Raw genomic sequence first — 14,228 nt, forward strand, 5'->3', positions numbered from 1 at the left:
AACATTAATCTGCAAAGGGCAGATAGATATTAAATTCAGTATGTCCAGGCCAGCTATCACATTCTATATAGCCATCATGTTGATCTATCAGTGTTTGCGCTATTGAGAGTCCTAACCCAGAGCCACCTTCTTTATTGGTGATCATAGGGTAGAACAGTGTTTCGCGTACACTGGGATCAATACCTGGTCCGTTATCAGATATTTGGATCAACAAGGCTTTTTTAGGTGCTTTACCTGGGCGACGATGCTGATGATTAATGCGGGTTTTTATTGTTATTTCACCGCCATCTACAAGCGCCTGTTGGGCATTTCGAACAATGTTTAATACCACTTGCTGAATTTTGCCTTGATCAATGTATACATCAGGAATACTTGGGTCGTAATCTTTAACTAAGCTAATGTTAGAACAATTATCTAACGTACTTAGCCTTGCAACTGATTCAAGTGATTGATGTATATTGCCATACGATTTTTGCGGAAGTTGATTGGGTCCCAAAAGCCTATCTACTAGTTCGCGTAATCGGTCGGCTTGCTCAATGATGAGCTCAGCACATTGATCTCTTTCTTGTTGATCAACCTCATACTGCAATAACTGCGCCGCTCCGCGAATTCCACCTAAAGGATTTTTAATTTCGTGAGCTAAGCCTCTAATTAGGTTTCGGGCAGCTTGATATTGATGCATTTGATTAGACGCTTGGTCGTGCTTAATTTCGTCATCGGTTTGGCGCCACTCAAATAAAATATAAAGCGAGCCATTAAACTTAATTTGTCGTGTACTTACGGCTACTTTTGCATGACGAGAATCGCTAAAAACCACGTCAGCTCTATGCTGCTGGCAATCTACGCCTTCAACTAATGAGTATTGTTCTATACGCTGTAAATCGATTGAATGGTAGTTAAAAAGGCTATCAAACGGTTGTTCTAACAAGCGCTTATTACCAAGGCCAAGCAGCTCGCTGGTACTGGTGTTGGCATATACAACGGTGAAGTTTTTATCAAGTAGCATGATAGCGGTTGTTTGATTTTGCCAAATGGCATCGAGTAGCTCAGGGCTAAAGTTTTTATTATTAATCATAGCTGCACCATTTTAGTGCGTGGATGTTTGCAAGCAAGTTATATGGTTAAATACACTGCTGCACGTTTAGTAATGCCCCAATTTAGTTACCTAGGTTTAGCCCTTTTCGGTGCATAAAAAATATGCAGGGTTCGCTTGTAGCAATAACTTGGTTTTTACTATTAAAAAGCTTTAATTGTAGTGTGTGCTGACCACGTTCTACATCTCTAATTGCAAAGGTTGAGCTGTCACTGGCTGGGCCGTGTGCTTTACCATCAATAAAAAGTTGTATAGTAAAACCCGTTTCAAAGCGTGGTTTTATTCGGCTAGTTACATAAACAGTGCCGGTATTTTCACGAATAGTCTGGTTATGATCAGGTGAGGAAATAGCAATACTAAAGGCCGCTTGTTGAGGCTGAGGTTGCTCGTCAAAAATGTCAGTATTTGTTGCAGGCATATTAAGATCTTGGCTGGTGAGTTTTACCTCTTGGGCCCCTTTATGAGGGGTGTCTGAGAACACTAATACGCCATTTTTATCTTTCCAAGCGTATATTTTTGTTTCACCGGCATAACCATAATTACTTAATCCTAAAGTAATTAATAGTAATAAAATCTTGTTATTCACTCTGCAGCCCTGCATTTTTATCGGTAACTTAACTTTAGTGGAGATTGACTAATTTTACCATTAAAAAAGCCCGCAAAGCGGGCTTGAGAACACACATATTTTTTACAGCTTAATTAACAGCTGTAGTACATTTCAAACTCAACTGGATGAGTTGTCATGTTAAGCTTTTCAACTTCTTTAGACTTAAGTTCGATGTAAGCATCGATTAAGTCATCAGTGAATACGCCACCTTGAGTTAAGAATTCACGGTCTGCGCTAAGTGCAGATAGTGCTTCGTCAAGTGATGCTGCAACAGTTGGAATTTCTGCTGCTTCTTCAGCTGGTAAGTCGTATAAATCTTTATCCATAGCATCGCCAGGATGGATCTTGTTTTTGATACCATCAAGGCCAGCCATAAGCATTGCTGAGAAAGCAAGGTATGGGTTAGCAGTTGGATCCGGGAAGCGTACTTCAATACGACGACCTTTTTCAGATGGAACCACTGGGATACGGATTGATGCAGAACGGTTACGTGCAGAGTATGCAAGCATAACTGGTGCTTCAAAACCTGGTACTAAACGTTTGTACGAGTTAGTAGACGCATTTGCAAAAGCGTTAATTGCTTTAGCATGCTTGATGATGCCGCCAATGTAGTAAAGTGCATCTTCAGAAAGACCGCCGTACTTATCACCAGCAAAAAGGTTTACACCATCTTTAGCAAGTGACTGGTGACAATGCATACCAGAACCGTTATCACCAACAACTGGCTTAGGCATAAACGTTGCTGTTTTACCGTATAAGTGAGCCATGTTATGGATAACATATTTCATTTCTTGAATTTCATCCGCTTTTAATACCATTGTATTAAAGCGAGTAGCGATTTCGTTTTGACCTGCTGTTGCTACTTCGTGGTGATGTGCTTCTACTACTTGGCCCATTTCTTCTAGAACTAGACACGTAGCTGAACGCCAATCTTGGAAGTCATCAACTGGAGCAACTGGGAAGTAACCGCCTTTAACACCTGGACGATGACCAGTGTTGCCATCTGCATATTCTTTATCTGAGTTCCAAGCAGCTTGCTTAGAATCAATTTTGTACATAGATCCAGACATATCTGATTTGTATTTAACATCGTCAAATACGAAAAATTCTGGCTCAGGGCCAAATAAAACAGTGTCTGCAATGCCTGTAGATTTCATGTAATCTTCAGCGCGCTTAGCAACAGAACGCGGGTCGCGCTCATAGCCTTGTAGTGTAGAAGGCTCTACTACGTCACAACGTAAAATTAATGTCGCTTCTTCAGTGAAAGGGTCTAGTTTGATTGACTCAGGAACTGGCATTAATACCATGTCTGATTCGTTTATGCCTTTCCAGCCTGCAATTGAAGAACCGTCGAACATTTTACCGTCTTCGAAAAAATCTTCATCAACTTGGTGATGAGGGATCGATACATGTTGTTCTTTACCCTTAGTGTCAGTAAAGCGTAAATCAATGAACTTGACGTCATTTTCTTTAATAAAATCTAAAACCGATTGTGACATGTGTCCTCCAACTATTGGGTTTTGTTATTGCTGCATAATTGCTTTGGTATTTACTAAGCTGATTTTGTGCCATTATTGTAACTGGCTGTTTATAAATTAAAAAAATATCATTGCATCAAAATGGAATATACAAACGCACCATATTGGTGCGTAAATATTCCATTTTAGTGCAAAATTTACAGAGCGTAATTTGTTGTTAATTTAATCAGCTGAAATTAGCATAACCTAAATGCAAAAGAGTAACAAAAAGATCGGAAAAATAGTCAAAAAGACTGTTTTTCAAAAAAATATTGAAATTTAATTCATATAATTGTCATATATAAAACAGATACTTAGTAAAAGTATTGAGAAAGTTTTAAAATATGTATTGGATAAACTTTCATCCATGTCATTAATGAGGGATAATATGCGCCCTTTTAAATCCTATGCTGGGACATCTCGCGAAAGCGTGGATGAGTGCGTAGATCTTGCAGGATCATTGAGAATTTAATTTCTCTGAGTAAATATATGAGCATCGAAAAGTTAAGAAATATAGCGATTATCGCGCACGTTGACCACGGTAAAACAACTCTGGTTGACAAACTACTTGAGCAATCAGGTACATTAGAAACACGCGGCGGTAACGAAGAGCGCGTGATGGACTCAAACGACATTGAGAAAGAACGTGGTATTACCATTTTGGCTAAAAACACAGCCATCTCTTGGAACGACTACCATATCAATATCGTAGATACTCCGGGACACGCCGATTTCGGTGGTGAAGTTGAACGCGTACTTTCGATGGCTGACTCAGTATTATTACTTGTTGATGCTCAAGAAGGTCCAATGCCACAAACGCGTTTCGTTACGCAAAAGGCATTCGCGCAAGGCTTAAAGCCAATCGTAGTTATCAATAAAATTGATAAGCCAGGTTCACGTCCTGATTGGGTTATGGATCAAATCTTTGATTTATTTGACAACCTTGGCGCAACTGACGAACAGTTAGATTTTAAAGTAATCTACGCTTCAGCTATCAACGGCTGGGCAACACTAGATTTAGACGAGCCATCAGACAACATGGAACCTATGTTCAAGATGATCGTTGACGAAGTATCACCACCGGATGCAGATCCTGAAGGTGACTTCCAAATGCAAATTTCTCAACTAGATTACAACTCTTATGTTGGTGTAGTTGGTATTGGTCGTATTAAACGTGGTTCTGTTGCTCCTAACCAACAAGTTACTATTATCAGTGCTGATGGCACTACACGTAATGGTAAAATTGGCGCAGTACAAAGCTACCTAGGTCTTGAACGTATCGAAACTGATAGAGCTTACGCTGGTAACATCGTAACTGTAACAGGTATTGGTGAGCTTAAGATTTCTGATACAGTTTGTTTCCCAGGAAACGTTGAAGCATTACCACCACTAAGTGTTGATGAGCCAACTGTAACAATGACATTCTCTGTAAATAACTCACCTTTCTGTGGTAAAGAAGGTAAGTTTGTAACGTCACGTAATATCCGTGAACGTTTAGACAAAGAATTAGTACACAACGTAGCACTTCGCGTTGAAGATACTGGTAGCCCAGATAGCTTCCGTGTTTCTGGTCGTGGTGAATTACACCTAGGTATCTTAATCGAGAACATGCGTCGTGAAGGTTACGAGCTTTCAGTTTCTCGTCCGGAAGTTATCTTACGTACTGTAGATGGCGTTCTAGAAGAACCGTTTGAAACAGTTACTATTGACTGTCAAGACGAGCATCAGGGTTCTGTTATGGAACAAGTTGGCCTACGTAAAGGTGAGCTTACTAACATGACTCCAGATGGCAAAGGCCGTATGCGTTTAGATTTCATGATCCCTAGCCGTGGTTTAATTGGTTTCCAAACTGATTTCATGACGCTTACTTCGGGTTCTGGTCTTATGTACCATACGTTCGATCATTACGGTCCTCACAAAGGTGGCGACATCGGTGTTCGTAAGAACGGCGTAATGATTGCAAATGCAACTGGTAAAGCACTTACTAACGCATTATTCAACTTACAAGAACGCGGCCGTTTATTCATCGGTCACGGTGTTGAAGTATACGAAGGTATGGTTATCGGTATTCATAACCGTGATAACGACCTTACAGTTAACGCCCTTAAAGGCAAGCAGTTAACTAACGTACGTGCATCTGGTACTGATGAAGCGCAAACGCTTTCTCCACACCTTAACTACTCACTTGAGCAAGCGCTTGAGTTCATCGATGATGACGAGCTAGTTGAAGTAACTCCACTAAACATTCGTATTCGTAAGCGTTACCTTACAGAAAACGAACGTAAACGTGCAGGTCGTGGACCTAAAGCATAATCTATTAATTTAGAATTATGATTTTAAAAGCCGCTGTATTGAAAAATACAGCGGCTTTTTTGTGTTTTGAAAACAAGAGCTGTAGGCTATAAGTCGTCAGCTGACAGTATTTAGCTCAAAATTACATAGCTACTGTTTTGTGATGAAATTTCCATAATATATTTACCTCTAAAAGCGCAGCGCCTCTTAACCTCTTTGTGAATAATTTACTTAAAGATCTTTTGCACAAGGAGAAGGGAATGAGAAGAGAAAGAGAGAGCTGAAACAGCCATAATGCAAAGTATCAGTGTTTGTTGGTGGGATTTTTTTGCGTTGGGTTTCGCTTCGCTCAACCCAACATACGTGTTCAATTATTTTATTGGTAGTTACTTACTTTTTAGGGAGTAGGGTGATTTTGCCAAATACGTCGGCATCTATAAATCCACGGTTTCTGTCGCCATTTACTGGCTGTACTTCGTGTGAGCCCATAAAGTGCTCGCGCACGTCACTGCCATCGTTATCGCAATACGCTAACATAAAGCCAATTACTTGTTTTTCGCTAAGTGTAATTGGGGTGTTTTTAGCACCTTCTTTATAATCATTAGGGTAGAGCTTTATTGCTACTTCCCAGGTAATGTTAAAAGGCGCAGTGGTGTTGCGCTTCCAGTTACTGACTAGGTGGTCGGTATACAAATGGGCTTTTTTATCAGGTCCGTAATCGGCGGCTTGGTTATCAAGGCCAATATGGTATGCCAAAGCGGTGTGATTAAATTGATGATTTCCGCCTGATGCATCGCTATCAATAAATACTTCAAGCGCATCGTCATCCCAATATTTATACGTTGGATCGGCGTGTGTATCTATTAAAACGTCATCCACAATATCGGCTTGTAGGTATAAATAGTTTTGATCCCACAGTAAGCGATAACGCCCTTTAAAGTCGGCATCGTTTGATGGCAGTGTGCCATCCATTAAATAAGGCATATCGTGCCAAGCGGCTTTATCCCACGCACTTTCTGATAGGCCATCAATAGTAATTGGAGTTGATGTATGTTCAACATCAATGGCCATTGCAGGCGTGCTTAATAAAAAGCTTAAGGCGAGTGCTAATTTTTTCATTAATTTCTCAATTTTATTGTGGATTTGTCTTAATGTAATAACAATCTTAAAACAGCTAAGTAAATAGTTATAGTGAAATACTTTCGCCTTCGTTTAAAATATACAGCGGTACTTTTGAATCCATTTTATTGTACATATGCAATAAGCGCAGCAAGGCAGAGTGGCTAGTATGGTCGCCCATTTTCCAACTTGAGTTACCGTATCCCCACGGTATCATTACTTTGCAGTTAAGTTCTTGTGCTGCGTTGAGCGCATCCTCTGGTGTAGTGTGAACGTAGCGGTAAAATTTGCCACTTTCTTTACTGTAGTAAGATGCGATTGGTATTAAGCACACATCTATATCGCCATATTTTTGCTGTATATCTTTAAAGTGTTTTGAGTAGCCCGTATCGCCTGCAAAAAATAAGGTACTGCCGTTTTGTTCAAGCAGCCAGCCATTCCACGCGTCTTTATTATTATCTTCGTAAATAAAGGGCACCAATACGCGAGCGCTAAAATGATGAGCTGGCACGGCATTAATAACTAAGTCGTCAATGTTGGTTGTTGAGTACCACGGCATTTCGCTAATATTAAAACCGCCGGTGGGGAAGTTGTCGGCCATACCGAGTGGTGTTAAATAGCGAGGTTTATTGCCAATGCTTTGTATGTCGGCTTTATTAAAGTGATCGTAATGAATATGCGAATACATTACAGCATCAATATTTTCCAGTTCTTGTTCACTAGGCCAAGCGCCTGCTTTACGATAAATACCACCGCCGAGTTTAAAGCCAAGTGCAACTGGAGAATCAAACTGATTTTTTACTGGATCAAACAGCACACTTTGACCATTTGGGGTGTTAATTACAAAACTAGCGTGACCAAGCCAGCGTACGGTATAGCCGGTGCTAAGCTGTGGTTTAGTTTGCTGGCCTTGGTACTGGCAGTTTTCGCTGCCGGTTTTGCATAGTAAGTCTGGGTGGGCTGGGTAGCAGTTTTCAGTACAGGTAGTGGGATATGTTTTTTCACCTGTGTATAAATTTTTATAACGACCGCTCTTATCATTAATAACAACAACTGAGTCAGAGCTGGTAATACGATTAATATTATTAGGTGCACCGCAGGCCGTTAATATACATAAGAGCATTGTTGCGATTAAAAAGCGTTTCATTGTAAATCCCTTTTAGCATTCCCTTTAACATAAAAAAGCCTGCAATTAAGCAGGCTTGTTAAAGTAACAAATGATTAGCCAGCGCTATTCATTTGTTCAATAAATTTGTTTGAATCGGCAATCGATTTGTTCATGTCGTTCATCAACAATTGAATATCGCGCTTAAGGTTAGTGAATTCACCTTTAATAGCCGATACCGCTTGTGCATTTAAGTTATGCTTTAGGTATAAAACGTTATCATGAAGCGAGGTTAATACTGGCTCCATTTTACTCTCTGCGCTGCGCATTGAGCGTAATAGCTGATCAAATTGACGCTTAGTCGCAGTTAGCTTTTTGCTGCTTTCACGCTTAAGTGATGCACTTTTGTACTGCTCTAACTCATCGGCCCACTCATCAAATAGCGCTTCTGCCACGTCTTCTACTTTATTGATGTTAGTTGATACTTCGTTAGCGGCATTTAAGCTCGACTCGTAATCATCGTTTAGTTGATTGTAAGTGTCTTGTAGTTCGCCACCATTAAAATCGATTAGAGTAGTTAAGCGCTCTAGTGCCGATTTAAATTCTTCTTGTGACTCTTGCTGCGAGTCTTTGGTTTCTTCTACGCGGTCAATAAGAATATCGCGTTTGTGAACACCCACTTTTTCCATCGCAGAATAATAAGCTGATTGGCAGCCAGTTAAAGTAAGTGTTACTACAAGCATTGAAACACTGAGTAATGTTTGTTTTTTCATTTGAATTCCTGTTTACGAGCGTTAGTGCTGTAAATTATGGCGCTGATTGTTATTATAATCAAAACTATATAAGCACAAGTCAATTGTATGAATGATAAGCTCTCACATTACAAACAGCAAGTTAAGTCCTTTATACGCCAGCAACCTGGTTGGTGGATGCAGTATTTTAATCGGTGTATAGACGATCAAATAACGGTTAATGCAGGTTACCTTGCTTACGTAACCCTTCTTTCTTTAGTGCCATTAATTGCGGTGGGTGTTGCTATATTTTCAGCTTTTCCGGGCTTTGAATCTACTCGCATGGAAATTGAGAGCTTTTTGTTTACTAATTTTGTACCTACCTCTACCGATGTTATTAGAGAGCATATTAGCTCCTTTGCCGGTAACGCTAATCAAATGACGGCAGTAGGTATTGGCTTTTTAGCTGCAATAGCCTTGCTGTTAATACGTAATGTAGATGCCACATTGAACCGAATTTGGCGCATAAAGAAAAAGCGCCCAATGATGATCTCATTTGCTGTGTACTGGATGGTTTTGAGCTTAGGGCCTATGTTGCTCGGTGCCAGTATTGGTGTTACCTCTTATATTGTATCTTTGGTGTCTTTTGCTGATCAGGGGATTCCTGGGTTTAGCGGGTTTTTGTTAAAGTTATTGCCGTATGGAATTTCGATGGTGGGCTTTATTATGCTCTACACCTTAGTGCCTAATACGCGGGTGTCGTTTAGGGCGGCAATACCTGGCGCTTTTTTTGCGGCACTTTTATTTGAGCTGACTAAAAAAGGGTTTGCACTTTATATTAGCCATTTTCCGTCATACGAAGTTATTTACGGCGCAGTAGCAACCATTCCTATTTTGTTTGTATGGGTGTATTTGTCGTGGGTAGTTGTTTTGCTTGGCGCTGAATTTACTGCGTGTATTAGTCCAAATGATGTACCAGAAACACCAGAGCTTGAACTAGAAGATGATGAACCAGCAATAAAGGACACAGTTTAAATGCAAGGTTTAATACAACGTGTAAAGCATGCCAAAGTAGAAATTAACAACCAAGTAGTAGGTGAAATTAGCCAAGGTATATTATTGTTGCTGGGCGTTGAAAAACACGATGACAAACAAACGGCCGATAAGCTTTTACACAAGGTAAGTAATTATCGTATTTTTACTGACGAAAACGACAAAATGAACTTAAGCCTTAAAGATATTAAAGGTGAGTTACTTGTTGTTTCGCAATTTACGCTAGCGGCTGATACTAAAAAGGGTATGCGCCCTAGTTTTTCATCTGCGGCAACGCCAAGCCAAGCTAACGAGCTTTACGAATACTTTGTAGCTCAAGCTAAAGAGTTGGGGCTTACAATAGCCACAGGTGAGTTTGGTGCCGATATGCAAGTAAGCTTGTGTAACGATGGGCCCGTTACGTTTAACTTATCTGTTTAAGTTTTTGGTTACCACGACAATATGATTTACATAGCCCGTAATTTTTTGCGGGCTGACGTTACAACCAAATACATCGAGTAATAGCTGCTGAAGTTGTTTTAATTGCGACTCATGCTGCGATAAAAAGTTAATAAATAGCACGCCGTCGTTATTTAAAGCTGAGTAGATTTTTTTATAAAATGCCTCTTCAAATAAAAATCGAGGCGCATCTATCTGGCTAAACAAATCTAAAATAATCCAATCAATATTTTGCACACTTTTTAAAACCTGTTGCGCATCGGCGCACAGCAGTTGCTCATTTTTATTTGACGAAAAAAACTGGGTATAGCAATCAATAATATCGGCGTTTTTTTCAACCGATGTTATTTGTGCTTTAGGGTATTTGTGTTGTAAATAATTACGAATTGCACCGCCGCCAAGGCCGAGTTCTAACACTTTTTGTGGCGGCTTAAGAGTCTGCCAGTGCTTATCTAGGTACAATAAGTGTGGAAAAAGTAATGAATCCGGGCTATTTGAATCAATAACAGATTGAAGAGTGTCGTTAATAAGTAACCAGCGTAACTGCTCGTGCTCACGTACTTGAATGTGATCGCCACTGCATTTATGCCAATAGATTAACTGACCAATGCTGTGGCTATTTTCAATAAATTGATCGCTCAGCAAACCCGTCAGTGAATTTATATAATTGATTTTTTCAGTCATATCCTCAGCATAAACTAGCAACGTTAAAGCGCAATGGCCTTTGCCATTATTTTTTTACGTTATTTTACAGCCATCACCAAAGTCGTATTTGCAGTTTTTTTAAGATGGAGTATGGTATTTGCCATAATAATGCCAATCAATTTAATTATTTTATTTTTTTAGCTTGGTAGATAACCAATACTATTAGTATAGCGCCGTAGCCTTCTTTTGACTTTTATTTACGGCTTATATAACAACAGGAGTATGTATGTTTCAGGTAAGCACCCCACAAAGTAGCGAAGATTGGCAAGCGTATTACCAATTGCGTTGGCAGGTATTACGCGCGCCTTGGGGCGAGCCTCGAGGCTCTGAACAAGACGATATGGAACAAGACTCTGAGCACCGCTTTATAAAAAATAAAGAAGGCGAAGTGCTAGGTGTAGCACGTTTGCACTTTAACAGTCATGAGCAAGCACAAGTGCGCTACATGGCAGTTGCAGAGGGGAACCGTAATCAGCATATTGGTAGTCGTTTGCTTCATGAGCTTGAAAAAATAGCATGGACACAAAATGCCGATGAACTGGTTTTGTTTGCACGCGAACGTGCGCTTGAGTTTTATAAACGCCACGGTTACGAATTAAAAGAAAAAGCGCACTTAGCGTATGGCGATGTACAACACTTTAAAATGGTAAAGCAAAAACCGTGTGAGCCAGGCTGGTTCCGTCATCCAAATTGGACGCAAGTACTACAAAATACGTGGCGTGAGTCTATTCCAATTAGTGACGCGATGGGTATTAAGGTAGAAAGCTATACCGATTGGCAATTTACAACCAGCGCCGACCTAGACGCTAACTTAAACCTACATAACACCATGTTTGCAGGCTCTATTTATAGCTTGGCCACGCTAACAGGTTGGGGCGCTACGTACTTAGCACTTAAAGAAGCTGGGCTTGAGGGTAATATTGTATTAGCCGATGCTAACATTAAGTACTTAAAGCCGCTTACTACCGACCCACGTGGTTGTGTTGATATACAAACCTGTAAGGGCAAGTTAAGCGATTTAGAAACCGATGGTAAAGCAAGTTACGTAGTGCCTGTAACTATTTACGATGGTGATAACGTGGTTGCAGAATTTGAAGGGCAGTTTGTAGTAAAAAAATAACTGTTTAGCTGTTCAAAACACAAAAAAGCCAAGCGATGCTTGGCTTTTTTGTGCGTAAAACTTAGGGAAGTATTACAGCAGATCGGTTAATAATATACCTACACCAATACGTTCTACATCCGCATTGTAATCAATTAAGCTTTCGCCATAACCGTTAAAGTATTGTGCATAACCACGAACGCGGCCCCATAAAGGAAACGACCAGTCGAGTTGAATTGCACCACGATTATCTGAATTTAAGTTGTTACGTGTCATAAAGCTAAATTCATGGTCATGAAAACGATACGCGCCGCTAAACTCAAAGTAACCCATGTATTTATATATGTCTGGGTTGTCGTCGCCATTGGCTTCTAAAATATCTTCTTTTTCGTCCTCAGCTATTCGGTACCAAGGTTTAAAGCTAAAAACAAAGCCTCTGTTTTCCCAGATAAAGTCTGCATAAATACGGTTCCACGAACGTGAGTTTGGTTGGCTTCGACCATTTGATTGATGCGAAATACCTAATGCGATTGCCATTTCGTCGCCCCATAATACGTTTTCTGGGTCGAGGTAATTTATCCAAAATATCTCTGGTTCGTAGTTGGTTTCACGAAATGGAGAAGAAATTTCTGAGTTATAAATCTGCCAATATGATTGCAGTGTAAAGCCAAAAAATATGGCTTGGTCTTTATCCGAAAAATCATCGTAAAGAGGCACTTTTATCGATAGCTGGTATTTTGCTTCTAAGTTGTCGAGCGGTTCACCGTCGTTATCGTCGGTTAGTGCATCAAAGCCATCAAATGGGCGATCGTTTGGGTGTGATACGTACGAAAGAGGTAAAATATAGTTACGCTTATGTGGAGTAATTACATTTCTATTTTTTTTACCAACTTCTTCACGAGCTTGGCGTTTATCAAGCGCGGTAAGTTGTTTGTTTTCTTCAAGAGCTGAACACTTTTTACGAAGATCGTCTAATGTTTGTTTACCATCTCCGCCAATTACCTCATTTAAAATACACTGCTTTACAAGTTCGATGTCGTTGTCTTGCTCATTTGTAGCAACTTCTTCTTGTGCGAAGGTAGCTGTACTTATTAAGGCAGAAAGTGTGATCCAGTGGCGCCAGCTCATTGTAATTCCTTGTGAGTTTGGGTTGTTGTATGCGTTAATTTAATTATAACGTCTTTTTACATATGTAACGGTGAACTTTTACTGAATTTGTATTTATAACAAGTTCACTACGTATACAAAGTAAATATAGATCAGAAAAAAAGCGGCCTAAGCCGCTTTTTTAATGCACATTAACTATTTTGGTTAATGCGCTCTCACGCAATGAGAAGGGTGAGCTAAAGCTCAAATACGTTAGTAAAAAACTTATAAAGCTCGGTGCCTTGGTTAACACTCGCTGAGGCAAAGTGCAAAATGGCAATTGCATCGCAATCGAGAGTAAGTGTTTGCAGTGGTTGCTCGCTTAAGTAGCGCTCCATTCGCAAAATATTGGCAATAGGCTCACCGGCTTTAATGTGTCCGCCAAGCGGGGCTATGTATTCAACCATGCCGCCAATAGGGGCGTAATAAGCAAAGTAGTCATTTAAATTACATGCATAGCGAGTGATATTAGCTGGCGTATGCGGCGCGTTTTGCAGTACGCCTTTGTGATTTAAGTAACTTAAAATGCTGTTAGCATCGTTTAGTGCTTCTTTTAAGTCTATTTTTTCTTGGCTGCCTAGCTCTACAGTAAATGCTTCTACAGGTATTGATAATTCGCGACCTTGCCCACTAAGTGCATCACTTAAATGCCACCATGGGCAAAAGTTAGCTTCATCCATTGCACCGTCAAAATCACTAGGAATAAGCAGTACATGTTCAATATTAAAGTAACGTGCGCTGTCGGTTGCATAGGTTGGGCAGTACAAATGTTTGCTTGAAATAGGACCTGTGTGTAAATCGAGTACTATATCAGCTTGATGAGCAAGCTTTTGTAGGTTAAGCGCAATGCGTTTACCCGTATTAAGTAAATAAGCAGGGCCGTTAAGTTTGTTGTCTACTTCTTCAATAAGCGCCTGTTTGAAGTTACTTTTTAATGTGGCGTCATCATACTGAGTATGATTTTGTGCAAACTGTGCCACTAAATTTTTATTGTAGTGATACATGCGATTCCAATTAGTGCCCGTAATCGGATCGAACCTGCCAAGGGTAAACTCGCCAGATTTTTGATTACAACCAATTGGGTTAGCATAAGGTACTAATGTAATATCGCCATTAAGGTTTAGGTGTTTTAATTGCTCAAGTAGCTGAAAAATAACTGCGTTACCTTGCACTTCAGCGCCATGCATATTGGCCTGAACATAAACACTAGGCCCTGTGCCATCGCCTTTTAAACGATACACCGGAATTGTAAGCGGTAAGCCGTTTGCAACTTCCCCTACTACAATGTTCTCTTGGCTGATGTGTGTTGTATTACTCATGCTT

At 40.1% G+C, this 14,228-nt stretch carries 13 protein-coding genes; 4 read left to right on the forward strand and 9 right to left on the reverse strand.

Features of this window, described 5'->3' with window-relative positions:
* Window positions 1-4: 4 nt before the first annotated feature.
* The 3 genes from glnL to glnA all read right to left on the reverse strand — a co-directional run bounded on the left by glnL (window position 5) and on the right by glnA (window position 3,199).
* Window positions 5-1,075, reverse strand: coding sequence for a nitrogen regulation protein NR(II) (gene glnL, locus L659_RS0102850; RefSeq protein WP_007582173.1), 1,071 nt, complete (start codon window positions 1,073-1,075; stop codon window positions 5-7).
* A gap of 82 nt (window positions 1,076-1,157) precedes the next feature.
* Window positions 1,158-1,679 (reverse strand): DUF4124 domain-containing protein, encoded by a 522-nt coding sequence (locus tag L659_RS0102855; protein WP_024589531.1) that lies wholly within the window; start codon window positions 1,677-1,679, stop codon window positions 1,158-1,160.
* Between the two features lie 113 nt (window positions 1,680-1,792).
* A complete protein-coding gene (glnA, locus tag L659_RS0102860; RefSeq protein ID WP_024589532.1) occupies window positions 1,793-3,199 on the reverse strand; it encodes a glutamate--ammonia ligase in 1,407 nt (468 codons plus the stop codon).
* Window positions 3,200-3,706: 507 nt separating this feature from the next.
* Here glnA and typA point away from each other — a divergent pair.
* Window positions 3,707-5,530, forward strand: coding sequence for a translational GTPase TypA (typA, locus tag L659_RS0102865; protein ID WP_024589533.1), 1,824 nt, complete (start codon window positions 3,707-3,709; stop codon window positions 5,528-5,530).
* A gap of 369 nt (window positions 5,531-5,899) precedes the next feature.
* On the opposite strand, the gene L659_RS0102870 is transcribed toward typA, so the two are convergent.
* From L659_RS0102870 to L659_RS0102880, 3 genes are all read right to left on the reverse strand, one after another.
* Complete coding sequence (locus L659_RS0102870; RefSeq protein ID WP_024589534.1) at window positions 5,900-6,628, reverse strand: CBM9 family sugar-binding protein; 729 nt, start codon at window positions 6,626-6,628, stop codon at window positions 5,900-5,902.
* A gap of 67 nt (window positions 6,629-6,695) precedes the next feature.
* Entirely contained in the window at window positions 6,696-7,775 is a 1,080-nt protein-coding gene (locus L659_RS0102875) for an MBL fold metallo-hydrolase (RefSeq protein WP_024589535.1), read from the reverse strand.
* Window positions 7,776-7,849: 74 nt separating this feature from the next.
* Window positions 7,850-8,506 carry a DUF2959 domain-containing protein gene (locus L659_RS0102880; protein ID WP_007582161.1) on the reverse strand — a complete coding sequence of 219 codons (657 nt, stop codon included), beginning with the start codon at window positions 8,504-8,506 and terminating at the stop codon, window positions 7,850-7,852.
* Window positions 8,507-8,593: 87 nt separating this feature from the next.
* On the opposite strand from L659_RS0102880, the gene L659_RS0102885 reads away from it, so the two are divergent.
* On the forward strand, window positions 8,594-9,499 hold the full coding sequence (locus tag L659_RS0102885) for a virulence factor BrkB family protein (protein WP_024589536.1): 906 nt from the start codon (window positions 8,594-8,596) through the stop codon (window positions 9,497-9,499).
* The gene (dtd, locus tag L659_RS0102890) at window positions 9,500-9,937 is read left to right on the forward strand and encodes a D-aminoacyl-tRNA deacylase (RefSeq protein WP_024589537.1); all 438 of its coding nucleotides are present in this window, start codon (window positions 9,500-9,502) and stop codon (window positions 9,935-9,937) included.
* Here the strand turns inward: dtd and L659_RS0102895 are convergent.
* The gene (locus tag L659_RS0102895) at window positions 9,926-10,639 is read right to left on the reverse strand and encodes a spermidine synthase (RefSeq protein ID WP_024589538.1); all 714 of its coding nucleotides are present in this window, start codon (window positions 10,637-10,639) and stop codon (window positions 9,926-9,928) included. The genes dtd and L659_RS0102895 overlap by 12 nt on opposite strands.
* A gap of 247 nt (window positions 10,640-10,886) precedes the next feature.
* Here L659_RS0102895 and L659_RS0102905 point away from each other — a divergent pair, with 247 nt between their 5' ends.
* Window positions 10,887-11,780 carry a bifunctional GNAT family N-acetyltransferase/hotdog fold thioesterase gene (locus L659_RS0102905; protein WP_024589539.1) on the forward strand — a complete coding sequence of 298 codons (894 nt, stop codon included), beginning with the start codon at window positions 10,887-10,889 and terminating at the stop codon, window positions 11,778-11,780.
* Window positions 11,781-11,852: 72 nt separating this feature from the next.
* Here L659_RS0102905 and L659_RS0102910 read toward each other — a convergent pair whose 3' ends face one another.
* On the reverse strand, window positions 11,853-12,887 hold the full coding sequence (locus L659_RS0102910; RefSeq protein ID WP_002958796.1) for a phospholipase A: 1,035 nt from the start codon (window positions 12,885-12,887) through the stop codon (window positions 11,853-11,855).
* Window positions 12,888-13,102: 215 nt separating this feature from the next.
* The gene (locus tag L659_RS0102915) at window positions 13,103-14,224 is read right to left on the reverse strand and encodes a succinylglutamate desuccinylase/aspartoacylase family protein (RefSeq protein WP_024589540.1); all 1,122 of its coding nucleotides are present in this window, start codon (window positions 14,222-14,224) and stop codon (window positions 13,103-13,105) included.
* Window positions 14,225-14,228 lie beyond the last annotated feature (4 nt).

Origin of the sequence: Pseudoalteromonas sp. S8-8, from assembly GCF_000497875.1 — a bacterium.
Classification (GTDB): domain Bacteria; phylum Pseudomonadota; class Gammaproteobacteria; order Enterobacterales; family Alteromonadaceae; genus Pseudoalteromonas; species Pseudoalteromonas arctica.

What these genes read in the sequence shown, in the direction of transcription:
- dtd (WP_024589537.1), top strand. Translation starts at nt 9,500, where the DNA reads ATGCAAGGTTTAATACAACGTGTAAAGCATGCCAAAGTAGAAATTAAC.
- L659_RS0102895 (WP_024589538.1), bottom strand. Translation starts at nt 10,639, where the DNA reads ATGACTGAAAAAATCAATTATATAAATTCACTGACGGGTTTGCTGAGC.
- glnA (WP_024589532.1), bottom strand. Translation starts at nt 3,199, where the DNA reads ATGTCACAATCGGTTTTAGATTTTATTAAAGAAAATGACGTCAAGTTC.
- glnL (WP_007582173.1), bottom strand. Translation starts at nt 1,075, where the DNA reads ATGATTAATAATAAAAACTTTAGCCCTGAGCTACTCGATGCCATTTGG.
- L659_RS0102870 (WP_024589534.1), bottom strand. Translation starts at nt 6,628, where the DNA reads ATGAAAAAATTAGCACTCGCCTTAAGCTTTTTATTAAGCACGCCTGCA.
- L659_RS0102905 (WP_024589539.1), top strand. Translation starts at nt 10,887, where the DNA reads ATGTTTCAGGTAAGCACCCCACAAAGTAGCGAAGATTGGCAAGCGTAT.
- typA (WP_024589533.1), top strand. Translation starts at nt 3,707, where the DNA reads ATGAGCATCGAAAAGTTAAGAAATATAGCGATTATCGCGCACGTTGAC.
- L659_RS0102910 (WP_002958796.1), bottom strand. Translation starts at nt 12,887, where the DNA reads ATGAGCTGGCGCCACTGGATCACACTTTCTGCCTTAATAAGTACAGCT.
- L659_RS0102875 (WP_024589535.1), bottom strand. Translation starts at nt 7,775, where the DNA reads ATGAAACGCTTTTTAATCGCAACAATGCTCTTATGTATATTAACGGCC.
- L659_RS0102885 (WP_024589536.1), top strand. Translation starts at nt 8,594, where the DNA reads ATGAATGATAAGCTCTCACATTACAAACAGCAAGTTAAGTCCTTTATA.
- L659_RS0102915 (WP_024589540.1), bottom strand. Translation starts at nt 14,224, where the DNA reads ATGAGTAATACAACACACATCAGCCAAGAGAACATTGTAGTAGGGGAA.
- L659_RS0102880 (WP_007582161.1), bottom strand. Translation starts at nt 8,506, where the DNA reads ATGAAAAAACAAACATTACTCAGTGTTTCAATGCTTGTAGTAACACTT.